Annotated in this window: 13 protein-coding genes; 10 read left to right on the forward strand and 3 right to left on the reverse strand. The window is 71.5% G+C overall.

Features of this window, described 5'->3' with window-relative positions; genetic code table 11:
- Nucleotides 1-4: 4 nt before the first annotated feature.
- Genes IEY63_RS06365 through IEY63_RS06375 form a run of 3 tightly spaced genes read left to right on the forward strand, consistent with a single transcriptional unit; the run spans nt 5 to nt 4,723 of the window.
- Nucleotides 5-1,945, forward strand: a complete 1,941-nt coding sequence (locus tag IEY63_RS06365) for an ATP-binding protein (protein ID WP_189068168.1) — start codon at nt 5-7, stop codon at nt 1,943-1,945.
- A 37-nt stretch (nt 1,946-1,982) separates the two neighbouring features.
- Nucleotides 1,983-4,049 (forward strand): prolyl oligopeptidase family serine peptidase, encoded by a 2,067-nt coding sequence (locus tag IEY63_RS06370; RefSeq protein WP_229784530.1) that lies wholly within the window; start codon nt 1,983-1,985, stop codon nt 4,047-4,049.
- 38 nt (nt 4,050-4,087) lie between these two features.
- Nucleotides 4,088-4,723 (forward strand): LysE family translocator, encoded by a 636-nt coding sequence (locus IEY63_RS06375; RefSeq protein WP_189068169.1) that lies wholly within the window; start codon nt 4,088-4,090, stop codon nt 4,721-4,723.
- On the opposite strand, the gene IEY63_RS06380 is transcribed toward IEY63_RS06375, so the two are convergent.
- Together IEY63_RS06380 and ttcA are read right to left on the reverse strand one after the other, a co-directional pair.
- Nucleotides 4,718-5,437, reverse strand: a complete 720-nt coding sequence (locus IEY63_RS06380) for an HAD family hydrolase (RefSeq protein WP_189068170.1) — start codon at nt 5,435-5,437, stop codon at nt 4,718-4,720. The genes IEY63_RS06375 and IEY63_RS06380 overlap by 6 nt on opposite strands.
- Nucleotides 5,438-5,474: 37 nt before the next feature.
- Nucleotides 5,475-6,374, reverse strand: a complete 900-nt coding sequence (gene ttcA / locus IEY63_RS06385; RefSeq protein ID WP_189068171.1) for a tRNA 2-thiocytidine(32) synthetase TtcA — start codon at nt 6,372-6,374, stop codon at nt 5,475-5,477.
- Nucleotides 6,375-6,498: 124 nt separating this feature from the next.
- Between ttcA and IEY63_RS06390 the strand changes: the two genes are divergently transcribed.
- The 3 genes from IEY63_RS06390 (at nt 6,499) to IEY63_RS06400 (ending at nt 9,761) form a co-directional block, all read left to right on the forward strand.
- On the forward strand, nt 6,499-6,885 hold the full coding sequence (locus IEY63_RS06390; protein WP_189068172.1) for a hypothetical protein: 387 nt from the start codon (nt 6,499-6,501) through the stop codon (nt 6,883-6,885).
- Between the two features lie 154 nt (nt 6,886-7,039).
- Nucleotides 7,040-9,445 carry a transglycosylase domain-containing protein gene (locus tag IEY63_RS06395; protein WP_189068173.1) on the forward strand — a complete coding sequence of 802 codons (2,406 nt, stop codon included), beginning with the start codon at nt 7,040-7,042 and terminating at the stop codon, nt 9,443-9,445.
- A gap of 76 nt (nt 9,446-9,521) precedes the next feature.
- Nucleotides 9,522-9,761, forward strand: a complete 240-nt coding sequence (locus tag IEY63_RS06400; protein WP_189068174.1) for a hypothetical protein — start codon at nt 9,522-9,524, stop codon at nt 9,759-9,761.
- Nucleotides 9,762-9,855: 94 nt separating this feature from the next.
- Here the strand turns inward: IEY63_RS06400 and pnp are convergent, their stop codons facing one another.
- The gene (gene pnp, locus IEY63_RS06405) at nt 9,856-12,027 is read right to left on the reverse strand and encodes a polyribonucleotide nucleotidyltransferase (protein WP_189068175.1); all 2,172 of its coding nucleotides are present in this window, start codon (nt 12,025-12,027) and stop codon (nt 9,856-9,858) included.
- Between the two features lie 80 nt (nt 12,028-12,107).
- Between pnp and IEY63_RS06410 the strand changes: the two genes are divergently transcribed.
- The 4 genes from IEY63_RS06410 (at nt 12,108) to IEY63_RS06425 (ending at nt 16,020) form a co-directional block, all read left to right on the forward strand.
- Nucleotides 12,108-12,302: a hypothetical protein gene (locus tag IEY63_RS06410; RefSeq protein WP_189068176.1), complete on the forward strand. Its 195-nt coding sequence runs from the start codon at nt 12,108-12,110 to the stop codon at nt 12,300-12,302.
- A gap of 50 nt (nt 12,303-12,352) precedes the next feature.
- Nucleotides 12,353-13,162, forward strand: a complete 810-nt coding sequence (gene dkgB, locus IEY63_RS06415) for a 2,5-didehydrogluconate reductase DkgB (protein WP_189068177.1) — start codon at nt 12,353-12,355, stop codon at nt 13,160-13,162.
- Nucleotides 13,163-13,257: 95 nt separating this feature from the next.
- The gene (locus IEY63_RS06420) at nt 13,258-14,328 is read left to right on the forward strand and encodes a M36 family metallopeptidase (RefSeq protein ID WP_189068178.1); all 1,071 of its coding nucleotides are present in this window, start codon (nt 13,258-13,260) and stop codon (nt 14,326-14,328) included.
- Between the two features lie 279 nt (nt 14,329-14,607).
- Nucleotides 14,608-16,020: an MDR family MFS transporter gene (locus tag IEY63_RS06425; RefSeq protein WP_189068179.1), complete on the forward strand. Its 1,413-nt coding sequence runs from the start codon at nt 14,608-14,610 to the stop codon at nt 16,018-16,020.
- Nucleotides 16,021-16,031: the final 11 nt, after the last annotated feature.

Consider the following 16,031-nt stretch of genomic DNA (forward strand, 5'->3'; position numbering starts at 1 on the left):
AGGCGTGCAAAGCGACGCGTGGCAGCTGACCCTGACCGGCCCGCCGGTCCTGCGCGACCCGTCCGGCGCGCCCCAGCGCTGCTCGGGCAAGTCCCTGGCGATCCTGGCCTTCCTGGCCCTGGACGGCCCCACCGCCCGCAGTGAACTGGCGGGCCTGCTGTGGCCCGACACGCAGGAGAGCACGGCCCGCAACAACCTGGTGCATCAGCTGCGGCGCATGCAGGCCGCGTACGGCGCGGACCTCGTGCAGGCCGGGGACGTTCTGAGCCTGAGCGCGCAGCTGCGCGTGGACCTGACCGATCAGGGCGAGCTGCTGGGCGGCGTGGACTGGCCGGAGCTGCCGGAACTGCACGACTGGCTGCTGGCCCGCCGAAGTCGCCTCGACGCGGAACGCGCCGCCCGCTGGCGCGAGCAGGCGCAGCGGCAGGAGGACGCGGGCGACTGGACGGCCGCGCTGGACACCGTCGCACAGCTGCGCGCCCTGGACCCCCTGTCCGAGGACGCCCTGCGGCGCGAGATGCGCCTGCACTACCTGCTGGGCCACGCCGCGCGCGCCCTGGAGGTCTTCGAGACCGGCCGGGCGCAGTTGCAGGCCACGCTGAACCAGGCGCCCCTGCCCGAGACGCAGGCGCTGGCGCGCGACATCACGCGCGGGACGCTCAGCGCCGCCCAGGCGTCCCCCGCGCCCGGCGCGGACCTGCCCAGCGGCATGGCCCGCCCACCCCTGGTGGGCCGCGAGGCTGAATGGGCGCAGATGCAGGACGCCTGGAACGCCGGGCAGGGCGTCGTGCTGCTGGGGGAAGCCGGGGTGGGCAAGACCCGCCTGGCCCTGGACTTCCTGGACGCGCACGGGGGCGGCATGCGCTTCCAGGGCTGCCTGGGGGACGCGGGCCTGCCGTACGCCACGCACGCCCGCACGTACCGGCAGGTGCTGAGTGCCTTCCCGGACCTGCCGCTGCCCGACTGGGTGCGCGCCGAGCTGACCCGGATCATGCCGTCCCTGGGCGGCGCGCCCGAGCCCATCACGGACGAGGCGCGCAAAGTCCGCTTCTGGCAGGCAAAGGCAGAGGCGCTGGGCCTGGCGATCCGCGAGGCGGGCCTGCGCCACCTCGTGTTCGATGACGTGCAGTTCATGGATGACGCCAGCATCGAGGCGGGCGCGTTCGTGTTCGCGCAGCTGGGCTGGGGACAGCCCAGCGCGCCCTACCGCACCATTCACTGCGCCCGCCCCGCGCAGCTGGGCGCCCAGCAGCAGGCGGTCATGCAGGCCATGGTGGACAGCGGCCTGATCCGCATCATTCCGCTGGGTCCGCTGCCCGGCGAGGCGGTGCAGGCCCTGGTGGGCGCTCTGGACCTGCCCGACGCCACCGGCACCCTGGCGAGCGAGCTGGGCCGTTACACCGGTGGGAATCCGCTGCTGCTGCTGGAAACGGCCCGCAGCCTGCACGCCGCGCCCAGCCTGCCCGGCCCGCTGCCCCTGCCGGAATCGGCGGGCCGGGTCACCGAGACCCGCCTGGCGCGGCTGTCCCCGGCGGCGCTGCACGCGGCCCGCGCGGCCGCCGTGCTGCGCAGCGACTTTGACGTGGACCTGGTCGCGCAGGTGCTGGGCGCGCCGCTGCTGGCCACGCTGGACGCCTGGGAGGAACTCCAGGCGGCGCAGGTGATGCGCGGCGCGGCCTTCGAGCATGACCTGGTCGCGGACGCCGTGCTGGCCGCCACACCCGGCGCGGTGCGGCGCCTGCTGCACCGCGCCGCGGCCCGCACCCTGACCCGGCACGGCGCGCCGCCCGCGCGGATCGCGCGGCACTGGCAGGCCGGCGGGGCCGCGCGCGAGGCCGCGCCGCAGTTCGAACAGGCCGCCCAGCACGCCCGCGCCGCGTACCGCCACGCGGAAGCCGACGAGTACACCCGCGAGGCCGAGCACGCCTACGCGCAGGCCGGGTAGCCCGCATGGGCCCGGGCCGGTGCGGCACAATGCCCGTGTGACCCACACTGCCCCGCCGTCCGTCCCGGTGACCCGCCGGGACGCCCAGACCGACACGTACCTGAACGCGCAGGGAGAGGCCGTGGTCGTGGCCGACCCGTACCGCTGGCTGGAGGACCCCGACCACCCCGACACCCGCGCGTGGGTGCAGGCGCAGAGCGCCCACGCGCAGGCGCATCTGGGCGCCCTGCCCGCCCGGGACGCGTACCATGAGCGGCTGTCGTCGCTTTGGAACCACGTGCGGCCCGGCGTGCCGTGGGCGCGCGGCGAACGGTACTTCCGGATGTTCAACCCGGGCCTGCTGAACCAGCCGCTGCTGCAGGTCGCGCCGGACCCGCACGGCCCGTGGGAGACCCTGCTGGACCCGAACGCCCTGAGTGCGGACGGCACGGTCGCCATGGCCGAGGTCAGCGTCAGCCGGGACGGGCAGCACCTGGCGTACGCCACGCAGAGTGGCGGCAGCGACTGGCTGACCTGGCGGGTGCGGGACATTGCGTCGCGCCAGGACCGGCCGGATGAGCTGCACTGGAGCAAGTTCAGCAGCGCCGCCTGGCATCCGGACGGCCACGGTTTCTACTACAGCGCCTACGACGCGCCTGCGCCCGGCGGGGCCCTGACGGCCGCGAACAGTCACCAGCGGCTGATGTTCCACCGCCTGGGTGAGCCGCAGGCGCAGGACGAGCCGGTGATCGTCCGGCCGGATCAGCCGACCTGGGGCTACCACGCGCGCGTGACCGAGGACGCCCGCTTCCTGATCGTGCAGGTCTGGAACGGCACCGACCCGCGCAACCTGCTGTGGATCCGCCCGCTGGACGAGGCGGGCGCGTTCACGGAACTGGTTGCCGAGTTCCGCGCCATGTACAGCGTCAGCGGCAGCGACGGCGACACGCTGTTCGTCCACACCGACGAGGACGCTCCGCGCGGACAGGTGATCGCGTGGACGCTGGGCGGCGACCGCCGCACCGTGATCCCCGAAGGCCCCGACAAGCTGGAGGAGGTGCACGTCGTCCCAGGCGGGCTGCTGACCCTGACCCTGAAAGACGCCAGTCACCGCCTGCACCTGCACGGCCGGGACGGCACGCCGCAGCGCGAGGTGCCGCTGCCCACCCTGGGCACCCTGAGCCTCAGCACGCACGCCTCCTCCCCGGAGGTGTTCTACGGGTTCACGTCGTTCCTGCACCCCAACCAGCCGTACCGGGTGCAGCTGCCCGGCGGGACGCCCGAACCGCTGGCCGCGGAGGCCCTGACCTTCAACCCGGAGGACTTCGAGGTCACGCAGGACTTCGCCGTCAGCCGCGACGGCACGCGCGTGCCCCTGTTCATCGTGGCCCGGCGCGGCCTGCCCCGCACTGGTACGCACCCGACCCTGCTGTACGGGTACGGCGGCTTCAACATCAGCCTCACGCCCGCCTTCAACGCCGGGCGGGTCGCGTGGCTGGAACGCGGCGGGATCTACGTGCAGGCGAACCTGCGCGGCGGCGGCGAGTACGGCCAGGCGTGGCACCAGGCGGGCACCCTGCACCGCAAACAGAACGTGTTCGACGACTTCATCGCGTGCGCCGAGCACCTGATCGCGCAGGGCTGGACGTCCCCGACGCACCTGGGCATCCAGGGCGGCAGCAACGGCGGCCTGCTGGTCGGCGCGTGCCTCACGCAGCGCCCGGACCTGTTCGGCGCGGCCGTGCCGCAGGTGGGCGTGCTGGACATGCTGCGCTACCACCAGTTCACGATCGGGTGGGCGTGGGCCAGCGATTACGGCCGCAGCGACGACCCGCAGCTGCTGCCCACCCTGCTGGCGTACTCGCCGCTGCACACTCTGCGCCCCGGCACCGCGTACCCGCCCACCCTGATCACCACCGGCGACCACGACGACCGCGTGGTGCCCGCGCACTCCTTCAAGTTCGGCGCGGCGTTGCAGCACGCGCAGGGGGGTCCGGCCCCGATCCTGCTGCGCATTCAGACGCAGGCGGGGCACGGCGCGGGGAAACCCACGGACCTGATCATCGAGGAGCAGGCGGACCTGTACGCCTTCCTGGAGGCGCACCTGCGGCACGCGGCTCCGTAACGCGCGGGTGGGGGCAGCCCGCCCGGGTATGCTCGGTCATGCCTGACCTGCCCACCCTGCTGGCCTTCAGTGCCGCCGCGCTGGCCCTGATCCTGATTCCCGGACCCAGCGTGCTGTACATCGTGGCGCGCAGCCTGCACCAGGGGCGGCGCGCCGGGCTGGTGTCCGCGCTGGGCGTGCAGACCGGCGGGCTGGTCCATGTGCTGGCCGCCACGCTGGGTGTGTCTGCACTGGTGCTGTCCTCGGCGCTGCTGTTCAGCGTCCTGAAGTGGGTGGGCGCCGCGTACCTGATCGTGCTGGGCCTGCGAACCCTGCGCGCCCCAGCGCCGGCCACCCTGACGGTGACCACGCCGCCCGCGCAGCCGCTGGGGCAGATCTTCCGGCAGGGCGCGGTCGTGAACGCCCTGAACCCCAAGACCGCGCTGTTCTTCCTGGCGTTCCTGCCGCAGTTCGTGCACCCCGGGCACGGGCCCGTGTGGGCGCAGACCCTCACGCTGGGCCTGGTGTTCCTGGCGCTCGCCACGCTCAGTGACGGCAGCTACGCGCTGCTGGCGGGCAGCCTGGGGCGGCGGTGGCAGGGGAGCCGGTTGTTCGCCCGGCGGCAACAGAAGGTCTCCGGCGGGGTGTACCTCGCGCTGGGGGTGGGCACCGCCCTGATCCCCCACGGCTCATGACGGCGCAGCAGCAGCACAGGGCAACTCAGCCAGCGTCGCCACGCTGAGCGCCGCCCCGCCCGCCAGCGCCCGTGCCCGCACGCGCGGGTGCGGGTGGACATGCCACGCGCGGAGGCCCGCCGCGACCGCCCCGCACACGTCATGCTCCGGACTGTCCCCCACGTACGCGCCGGAATGGGCCGGGAGGTCCAGGGCGTCCAGCAGCACCCGGAAGGGGAGAGGATCGGGTTTCAGCGCCCCCACCTCACCGGCGATGATCACCACCTCAAAGGGGTCATCCGGGAAGCAGGCCCGCACCCGCGCCCGCTGGGCCGGGCCGTCGTACGCGTTCGACAGCAGCGCCAGCCGCACCCCGGCCGCCCGCAGGTCCCGCAGCAGGTCCGCCGCGCCAGGCACGGGCCGGGTCGCGTCCACCAGCGCCCGCGTGTAGAGGCCCAGGTGCGCGCCGGTCAGAGCCACCCCGTACGCCGCAAGCGTGCGCTCCAGCCGCTCGGCATCCTGCCGCAGCGGGGCGGCCACCCCAGCCTCCACCCGCGCGTGGAAGGCCATGATCTCGTCCACTGCCCATTCCTCGAACGCCGCCTGCGGCACGTCCGGGCAGGCCGCGTGCCGCAGCGTGTCCAGCGCGTGAATATCCGCCGCGACGAAATCCGTCAGCGTGCCGTCGAAATCGAAGGCCAGGAACCGCAGCGGGGCGGGCAGGTGGGGACGCACCCCGGCAGCCTACCCGCCCCTGCTTCAGGGGAATCCCTCAGCCCAGCATGTCCAGTTCCTGCACGCCGCTCAGGAACTCGCGCTGCGGGTACTCGTCCGGGTCGAAGCCGCGGTCGCCCTCGGCGGGCGTGACGCTCAGGGATGCGAAGTCGAACAGGTCGCGGTCCATCAGGTGGCTGGGCGTGACGCGGGTCAGGGCGCGCGCGATGTTCGTCAGGCGGCCTGGGTGTTCCCGTTCCCAGCCTTCGAGCATCTCGCCGACCACCCTGCGCTGGAGGTTCTCCTGGCTGCCGCAGAGGTTGCAGGGAATGATCGGGAATTCGCGTGCCTGCGCGTAGCGGATGATGTCGGCCTCCGCGACGTACGCCAGGGGGCGGATCACGACGTTCGTGCCGTCGTCACTCTGGAGTTTGGGTGGCATGGCTTTCAGGCGCGCGCCGAAGAACAGGTTCATGAACAGCGTTTCCAGGATGTCGTCGCGGTGGTGGCCCAGCGCGATCTTCGTCGCGCCGATCTTGCGGGCGTGGGCGTACAGGATGCCGCGGCGCAGGCGGCTGCACAGCGCGCAGGTGGTTTTGCCCTCCGGCGTCTTCTGCTTGACGACGCTGTACGTGTCCTCGGTCAGGATGTCAAAGCGCACGCCCAGCCCTTGCAGGTAGCGGGGCAGGACGTCCTTCGGGAAGCCCGGCTGGCCCTGGTCGAGGTTCACCGCGATGATCTCGAAGTCAATCGGGGCTTTCTTCTGGAGGTGCAGCAGCACGTCCAGCAGCGTGTAGCTGTCCTTCCCGCCGGACAGGCAGACCATCACGCGGTCGCCGCCTTCGATCATGCGGTAGTCGCCGATGGCCTGCCCCACCCCCTTCACGATCGTCTGGAAGAGGCGGGGGTCGGTGGTGGGGCCGGGGGCCGTCAGGTGGGAAGGGGCAGTCTGGGTCATGGCGCGCTAGCGGGTCATGGTACGCGCTGCGGGGCGGGGCAAGTGTTCCCTGAGTCGCGCAGCCCCGCCGCACCTCATGAATGGCCGGTCAAGGCGCCCTCATGAACGGCGGGTATTCAGAAGTGTGTTCAGACAGACCATCGTGCTCGCCCTGAGCGCCGCGCTGCTCGCGGCCTGCGGCGCCGCCCCCGCTCCCACGGCCGCTCAGATTGGGGTGCTTCCGCCCGTCTCCGCGCCCACCCAGCCCGACCCGACCGGTCCGGCCCTGCACGTCCTGGATGACCACCTCGTGCGGGTTACCACGCAGGGCGAGGTGCTGATCATCGAGGCGACCGACCCCACCGGCACGACGTTCATGCGCCTGACCGGCTGCCCCGGCGGGTGCCGCCTGACCGGCGAGCAGGGCGTGCTGCTCCCGCCAGCCGGGCTGCGCGTGAACGTTCTGGACGGCCTGACCGTGCAGGCCCGCGCGCCGCTGGGCCAGTGGACTGACGCGGCCACCTACCACTGATCCTGATCCGCTCATGCTTTCTGCGGACGGCGCGCCCGGCCGGGCGTGGCAGACTGCCTGCCATGACGGCCCCCGCCGCCCCGCCCCGCGCCCCCCACCGCCAGCGTGACCTGAGGCCAGATGCGCCTGAGCCGCACCCGGTAGAGTGGCCCCGATGAGAGCCTTGAACATCCTGGGCGGCGCGCTGCTCGCAGCCGCGGTGGGCGCCGGCGGCCTGTGGGCCGCGTGGGGCCGCGACCTGCCCAGCGTGTCCGACCTGGACGTGCTGGAGTTCAGCGGACAGACCCGCGTGTACGACCGCGCCGGGACGCTGGTGGGCACCCTGACCCCCAGCCTCAGCAGCGGCGGCAGCGTGAACCGCGACCTCCTCAAGGCCGGGGAGATCAGCCCGTGGCTTCAGAAGGCCGTGGTGACCAGCGAGGACCGCCGCTTCTACCAGCATGGCGGCGTGGACGTGATCGGCATCGCGCGCGGCCTCATCAAGGGCGTCCTGCAAAACGACTTGGAGGGCGGTAGCAGCATCACGCAGCAGGTCGTGAAGAACACCCTGCTGGCCGACCTGCACGGCGCCCGCACCCCGGAACGCAAGTTCAAGGAGGCGGTGCTGGCGTACCAGCTGGAACGCAACTTCGACAAGAAGCAGATCCTGAACGCGTACCTGAACGTCATCTACTGGGGCGACGGGGGCAGCAGCGACATCATCGGCGCGGGCGGCGCCGCGCACGCGTACTTCGGCAAGGACGCCCGGGCCCTCAACCTCGCCGAGAGCGTGTACCTCGCCACGATCATCCCCGCACCCAACCGCCGCTACAAGGAATTCAAGTCCTACCGCCCCCTGATGAAAAGCCTCCTGACCCGCATGGTCGAGGACGGCCAGGTCACGCAGGCCGAGGCGGACGCCGCGTGGAAAACCCCGATCTACCCGGCCGGGTGGCGCCTGGGCTGGAACGCGGACGGCACGCTGCGCAGCGCGAACCTGGAACGCCCGGACCGCCTGGGCGAGAACCTCCAGCGCACCGAGGGCGCCCGACGGTACCCGAACTTCTACTACCTGCAGGCGGTGGAAAAGGAGCTGCTGCCCCTGATCGGCCGCAAGGCCCTGTACGGCGGCGGGAAGATCTACACCGGCATGAGCGCCCAGGCGCAATCGGCCGCCGAGGAGGCCAGCCGGGGTGCCCGCCTACCTGACGGCGCCACCCTGGGCGCGGCGCTGGTCCGCCCGGACAGCGGCGAGGTGCTGGCCCTGGTCGGGCAGAAACTCACGGACGCCCGCCCCAGCGACTGGAACAACGCCACGCAGGCCCGGCGGCAGGTGGGCAGCAGCGTCAAGCCTCTGCTGTACGCCCTGGCGCTCGAGAAAGGCTGGAAGCAGAGCGACACCGTTCTCGACGCGCCCATCCGGGGGGACTACCAGCCCATGAACTACAACCGCCGCTGGACCGGCCGGTACGTCACCCTGCGCTACTCGCTGGATCACAGCCTGAACCTCCCCACCGTGCGGATCGGGCAGGAACTCGGCATCCCCACCTTCGAGGCGAAACTGCGCGACCTGGGCCTCACGCCCCCCGCGAACGCCGGGCTGTCCCTGACCATCGGCACGCTGGAAGCCAGCCCGCTGCAGATGGCGTCCGCGTACGCCACCTTCGCCAACGGCGGCCTGTACTACGCACCCACCCTGGTCCGCAAGGTCGAGGACGCGCGCGGCAAGGTCATCTACACCCGCGCCGCCCCCACCCCGAAACGCGTGTGGGACGCCCGCACCGCGTGGCTGGGCCTGGACATGCTGCGCGGCGTCGTGAACGACCTCTCGGCGTCCCAGGGGGGCCTCGCCACGCGCGCCCTGATCCCAGGCTGGCCGGTCGGCGGGAAGACCGGCACCACCAACGACGTCAAGGACCTGTGGTTCGCGGGCGTCACCCCCACCGTCGCCGGAGCCGTCTGGGTCGGCAAGCAGGAGGGCGGCGCCCTGCCCGGCTGGGCGTACAGCGGCGAGATCCCCACGCCCATCTGGCAGCAGGCCGTCGCGGGCACGCTGGCCGGGCAGCCCGAAACGGACTTCCGGCAGCCGGACGGCGTCACGTACCGCGTCGTGCGGAACGTGAACATGGCCTTCCGCACCGAGGACGCCGACAACGAACCCGTCGCCCGCGACGGCAGCGGCAGCACCACCGGCTTCTTCGGCCGGCGCCGCCAGCCCGCCCCGACCGTGCAGCCCAGCCCCGACCCCACCCCCACGCCCGCCGTCACCGAGGAAACCGCGGCGCCCGCACCGGAACCCACGGCACCCACCCCCGAACCGGTCCCGGTGGACCCCGTGCCCGCCACGCCCGTCACGCCGGAAACGCCCGACCCGGCTGCCGAGCCCACACCGGACCCCACCCCCACCCCTGCCCCCGACGTCCCAGTGCAGAATCCGCCCGAGCCGCTGCCCACCGAACCGGACCCGAACGCCATCCCGGATCAGAACCCCGGCGATCAGGCCGAGCCCCTGCCGGACCCGACCACCCTGGACGGGCAGGACACCACGGACCCTATCAACGAGATTCCACCCGTGAACTGAGTCGCAGCAGGATCAGAGCGGCGCCCGTCCTCTCGCCGACCCTCACAGGACCGGACGGCCGCTCTACACTGCGCGCATGACGGTCCTGTTCTGGCTGATGGCGCTGCTGGCTGCCGCCCTGGCGCTGGGCAGCGTGACCCTGCTCACCCGGGATCTGCCGCGCGTGTCCGTGCCGGGCATCGTGGGTGAGGTCCTGACGTTCGCGCTGCTGGGCGCCCTTCTGCTGCTGGGCGCGCCTCTGGCGACCCTGCTGCCCGCCCTGCTGGCCGGACTGATCGGCACCGCCGTGGGCCTGTACCGGCTGCTGAACCGGTAGGGGAGGGGTGTGGGCTGTGGGAAGGGCAAAAGGAGGGGGCGTGCGGATCAATCGCACGCCCCCTCTTTCAACTTTCAACCTGCGACCATCACCCTCAGTCGCGGCGGGGTGGGCGGCCGCCCCGGTCCCCGCGGTCGCCGCTGCGGGCGGGGCGGGGTTCGCGCGGGGCGATCTTGCCTTCGAGTTCGGGGCGGATCAGGTCGATCTTGCCGCGGTCGTCGATGTTGGCGATCTTCACGCGCAGCTTGTCGCCGACGTTCAGGACGTCCTCGACGGCGTTGATGCGTTCCTCGCTCATCTGGCTGATGTGCAGCATGCCGTCCTGCCCGGCGAACAGGTTGATGAACGCGCCGAAGGGGGCAGTCTTGACGACGGTGCCGTCAAATTCCTCGCCGACCTTCGCTTCACGCGTGATGCCCTCGATGCGTGCCTTGACAGCCTCGGCGGCGGCGCCGTCCGCGCTGAAGATGCGGATCGTGCCGTCCTCTTCCACGGTCACCTGAGCGCCCATGGCTTCCAGTTCGCGGATCTGCTTGCCGCCGGGCCCGATGACCTTGCCGATCAGTTCGGGGTTGATCTTGAGGCTCACGATGCGGGGCGCGGTGGGGCTCAGTTCGGCGCGGGGCGCGGCGAGCACCTCGGCCATCTTGCCCAGGATGTGCAGGCGACCCTCGCGGGCCTGCGCCAGCGCTTCCCGCATGACCTGCGGGGTGATGCCGCCCACCTTGATGTCCATCTGCAGGGCGGTGATGCCGTCGGCGGTGCCGCACACCTTGAAGTCCATGTCGCCCAGCGCGTCTTCCAGGCCCAGGATGTCGGTCAGGACGCGGTACCGGTCACCTTCCATGACCAAGCCCATCGCGACACCCGCCACGGGGGCCTTGATGGGCACGCCCGCGTCCATGAGAGCCAGCGTGCCGGAGCAGACGGTCGCCATGGAGGACGACCCGTTGGATTCCAGCACCTCGCCCACGAGGCGGATGACGTAGGGGAACTCCTCGAAGGTGGGCAGCACGGCGCGGATGGCGCGCTTGGCGAGGTTGCCGTGCCCGATCTCGCGGCGGGACTGGCCGCCCATGCGCTTGACCTCGCCCGTGCTGTAGGGGGGGAAGTTGTAGTGCAGCAGGAACTTGTCGCCGGTCTCGGTGGTCAGGTCGTCCACGAGGATCTCGTCGCGTTCGGTGCCCAGGGTCGCCACGCCGAGCACCTGCGTCTCGCCGCGCGTGAAGATCGCGCTGCCGTGCGCGCGGGGCAGCGCCCGCGTCTCGATCCAGATGGGCCGCACGGTCTTGCTGTTGCGGCCGTCGGCGCGCAGGTCGTCTTCGAGGATCAGGCGGCGCAGTTCCTGCTTCTCCACCTTCCCGAAGGCGGCCTTCAGGGCCACGAGGCGTTCCTCGGCCCCCTCGACCTCGCCCTCGGGGATGCGCGCCTGGATCAGGCGGTCGCGCAGCGCCTTGATGGCCGCCGAGCGGTCCTTCTTCTTCGCGGTCAGCAGCGCGTCGCGCAGGCCCGCGGCGCGGGCCGCCTCGGCCAGTTCCGGCACGAGGTCCGTGCTGAGGTCGCCGTCGGCCAGGAAGTTGAACTTCTCCTGGCCCAGTTCGGCGCGCATCTGCTCGATCAGCGTCAGGACGCCCTGCATCCCGGCGTGCGCGAACTCGATCGCGGCCACCAGGTCTTCCTCGGCGACGTTCTGCGCGCCGGCCTCGACCATCATCACGGCGTCGCGGGTGCCCGCCACGACGAGGTCCATGCGGCTGCGTTCCAGCTGGTCGGCGGTGGGGTTCAGCACGAATTGCCCGTCAATCTGGCCCACGCGCACGCACGCGGTCGGGCCGTTCCAGGGGATGTCACTGATGCTCAGCGCTGCGGACGCGCCGATGGGGCCCAGCACGTCCGGCATGTTCTGCTGGTCGGCGCTGAGAACCGTGATGATGACCTGCGTCTCGTGGCGGTAGCCTTTGGGGAACAGCGGGCGGATCTGGCGGTCGGTGATGCGCGCCGACAGGATCGCCTTCTCGCCGGGGCGGCCCTCGCGGCGGTGGAAGCTGCCGGGAATCTTCCCGACGGCGTAGTGACGCTCCTCGAACTCCACCGTCAGCGGCAGGAAGTCCAGGGTGCTCTTCTCTTCACGGGCCTGCGCGGTCACCAGCACGACCGTATCGCCGTAGCGCAGGGTCACGGAGCCGCTCACCAGTTTGGCAAGCTTGCCCGTCTCGATGCTCAGTTCGCGCTCCCCGAGCATCGTCTTATAAGTCTTTCCGATCATGACAGGCAGTCTATCCCGCCCGCACAGGGCCGCGCCGTGACGCGCGGCAACCTCTGCGCCGCCCGGCCCGTACCGGGGGCATGACCCACGTTCTGGAGTTGACGCTGCACGCCGCCGCGCAGGTGCTCGAAGCCGGGCTGTCCTCGCGGCGCTGGACGCTGCGCTGGCTGGCCGTGCTGTGCGTGGGCGGCGCGGCCCTGCTGGGCGGCACGGGCGGCGGGTGGCTGGGTCTGCTGGCCATCCTGACTCTGCTGGTCTCCCTGAAGGTCCGCTGAATTCGGCTGGGGTGCCCGGCGTGGCAGAGTGCGGTCTTGGAGGTTTCATCATGACCGTACCGAAGTTCGGATTGGGAACGTTCCGCCTGAAGGATGACGTGGTCCGCCGGGTGGTCGCGGACGCGCTGGAGCTGGGTTACCGCGCCATCGACACGGCGCAGGGTTACGAGAACGAGGGCGAGATCGGTGAGGTGCTCGCCGCGAGTGGCGTGCCGCGCGCGGACGTGTACCTGACCACGAAGATCAAGCCCGCGAATTACCGCCGGGACGCGCTGCTGGACAGCCTGCGCGTCAGCCTAGAGAAACTGCGCGTGGCGCAGGTGGACCTCACGCTGATTCACTGGCCGGTCCCGAACGGCGAGGTGCGCCCCGAGGAGTACCTGTCGGCACTGGCCGAGGCGCGCGAGCAGGGCCTGACGCGCGAGATCGGCGTGTCGAACTTCAACATGGCCGGGCTGCGCCGGGCGCGCGAGATTCTGGGCGGCGTGCCGCTGGCGACGAATCAGGTGGAGATCCACCCGTACCTCCAGAACCGGAAACTGGTCGAGTTTGCGCGTGGGGAGGGCCTGCACCTCACGTCGTACATGACGCTGGCGGTCGGGAAGGTCATGGACGACCCGGTGCTGCGCGACATTGCCGGGGCGCACGGCGCGAACCCCGCGCAGGTGGCGCTGGCGTGGGCCCTGGCGCAGGGCTTCAGCGTGATTCCCAGCAGCACCAGGCGGGAGAACCTCGCCGGGAACCTCCGCGCGCAGGAGCTGACGCTGACCGCGGATGACCTGGACCGCATCGCGGCGCTGGACGTGGGCGAGGCCGCCCGCATCGCCAGTCCGGAGAGTGCGCGGCCCGTCTGGGACTGAGCCGGCGCGGCCAACCCCACATTCTGCCCACCTGTCTGGGGGGAGGGTGTGGGGTTTTCGTGTGCCCCCGCCGGGTGGAGTAGACTGCGCGCACGATGAAATTCAATGCTCGGTCGGCCCTGACGGGACTCCTTGGTCTTTCGCTGCTCGTGGCGTGCGGGCAGACGCCGGCGGGCGGCACGCTGAGCGCGCAGGGCGGCGCAGGCAAGCCCGCCACGGGCCTGAGTTCGGTCGCGGCGCGCGCGTTCGTGCCCAACCCCGTGCAGACCACCGGGGACCAGACCCTAACGGACCAGAAGGACAGCGCCTCGGCGGTGCCGGCCAGCGCGTACTTCAACGTGACCCTGACCGACCTGGACGGCAGCGGGTACCTGAGCGGCCGGTACGCCCGGGTGGTCAGCGAGACGGGCACGCCGGTGTACGGGGCGGGGCCGTTCAACTTCACGCGGGATCAGGATCAGTTCGAGCAGGTCATGGCGTACTACTGGGTCACCGAGGCGCAGAAGTACATCCAGTCGCTGGGTTTCGGCAGTGAACTGCGCGCCGTGAACAGCGACCAGCAGCAGGTGAAGGTCAGCCAGTACGGCGTGGACAACTCGTACCAGAACGACCAGCCGGACATCATCCGCCTGGGCAAGGGCGGCGTGGATGACGCTGAGGACGGCGAGGTGATCGTGCACGAGTACGGGCACGCCGTGCACGCCGCGCAGGTGCCGGGCTTCGGGACCAGCCTGGAAGCCGGGAGTATCGGGGAGGCCTTCGGGGATTACCTGGCGCTGACGGTCGGGCAGGCCGTGGCGAAGGCGAACGGCGCGCCGATCCGCACGGACCTGCCCTGCATTGCTGACTGGGACAGCGTGAGCTACACCAGCGCGGCGCCGCACTGCCTGCGCCGCACGGACACGAACAAGCACTACCCCGAGGACGTGCGCGGCGAGGTGCACGCCGACGGGGAAATCTGGTCGCGGGCGCTGTGGGACCTCCGGCAGGGGCTGGGGGTGTACGTGGCGGACCGCGTGATCATCAATGCTCAGTTCAACTTCGCGCCGGATACGTCGTTCGCGGCGGCGGCGCAGGCGACCGTGAACGCCGCGCAGGCCATGTACGGCGCGAAGGCGGCGGGCACGGTCAGGGCGGCGTTCGTGGCGCGCGGCATCCTTCAGTAGGACATCCGTCAGGAAGTCGTCCGGTTCGCCGGTGTCCGGTGCCCTTCTTGGGGCCGGGCACCGGCGTTCGTCTGGCGGAGCTGCTGCGGGGTGAATGGGAAGATAACTTGCAATTGGTCCGCGTTCTGTTATAAACTAAATCAGTTGCATTTGTTCGGTGGGTGCGCGTACGGCGTATCCACTCCCGTCCCGGCGGACCTCCGCCCGGCCTGCCCCCTGCACCCGCCAGGAGCCGACCGGAGCCTCCGGTGCTGCCCCCCAACCCGCGCAGGAGGTCCCATGTCCCCGCCACTCCCCGCCCGTGACCGCACCGTCATCCTGATCCTGCTCGTGGCGACCTTCGTGGTCATCCTGAACGAGACGATCATGAACGTCGCCCTGCCCCGGCTGATGACCGACCTGCACGTCACCGCCAGCCGCGCCCAGTGGCTCTCCACGGCCTTCATGCTCACCATGGCCGTCGTGATCCCCACCACCGGCTTCCTGCTCCAGCGCCTCAGCACCCGCCAGGTGTTCTTCCTGGCCCTGGGCCTGTTCAGCACCGGCACCCTGCTGGCCGCGCTGGCCCCCGGCTTCACCGCGCTGCTCGTGGCGCGGGTCGTGCAGGCCAGCGGCACCGCCATCATGCTGCCCCTCCTGATGACCACCGTCCTGACCCTGGTGCCCGAACGCCAGCGGGGCGCCGTCATGGGCAACCTCAGCATCGTGATCTCGGTCGCGCCGGCCATCGGCCCCACCCTCTCCGGGCTGATCCTGAACAGCCTCTCGTGGCGCTTCATGTTCCTGTTCGTGCTGCCCGTCGCCCTGGCCGTCCTGCTGCTCGGCGCGCGCACCCTGCGCAACGTGGGTGAACGCAGCCACGCGCCCCTCGACCTGCCCAGCGTGCCCCTCTGCGCCCTGGGCTTCGGCGGCCTGGTGTACGCCCTGAGCCAGCTGGGTACCCCCGGCACCCTGCTGCCCCTGACGGTGGGCCTGCTCAGCCTGGGGGCGTTCCTGTGGCGGCAGCGGACCCTGATGCGGCGCGGCACGCCACTGCTGGACCTGCGCGCCTTCCGCTTCCCGGCCTTCACGCTGGGCCTGAGCGTGATGGTGATCGCCATGATGGCCCTGTTCGGCGGCGCGATCCTGCTCCCGCTGTACCTGCAGAACCTGCGCGGCCTGAGCACCCTGCAGACCGGCCTACTGCTGCTGCCCGGCGGGCTGGTCATGGGCCTGCTCGCCCCCCCCGTGGGCCGCCTGTACGACCGCGTGGGCCCCCGCCCGCTCGCGCTGCCCGGCGCCCTGCTGATGACCGGCGTGCTGTTCGCCCTGGCCCGTATCGACGCGGCCACACCCCTGTGGCTCCTGCTCGCGTGGCACGTGACCCTCAGCGCCGGACTGGCCCTGCTGTTCACGCCGCTGTTCACCAGCAGCCTCTCACCGCTGCCCCCGCACCTGTACTCGCACGGCAGCGCCATCCTCAGCACCCTGCAACAGGTCGCGGGCGCCGCCGGCACCGCCCTTCTGATCGCCCTGATGACCGGCCGCGCCGCCACCCTGACCGCCGCCGGCACGCCCACCGTGACCGCGCAGGTCAGCGGCCTGCACCTGGCCTTCACTGTCAGCGGCGCCATCGCCGTGCTTGCCGTGCTGCTCACCACCCTGATGCCCCGCCCCGCGCCTGGCCCGGCCTCTGCCGTCCCCGCCCACTAGACCCGCCCTCA

This window comes from Deinococcus radiotolerans (assembly GCF_014647435.1).
Lineage (GTDB): Bacteria > Deinococcota > Deinococci > Deinococcales > Deinococcaceae > Deinococcus > Deinococcus radiotolerans.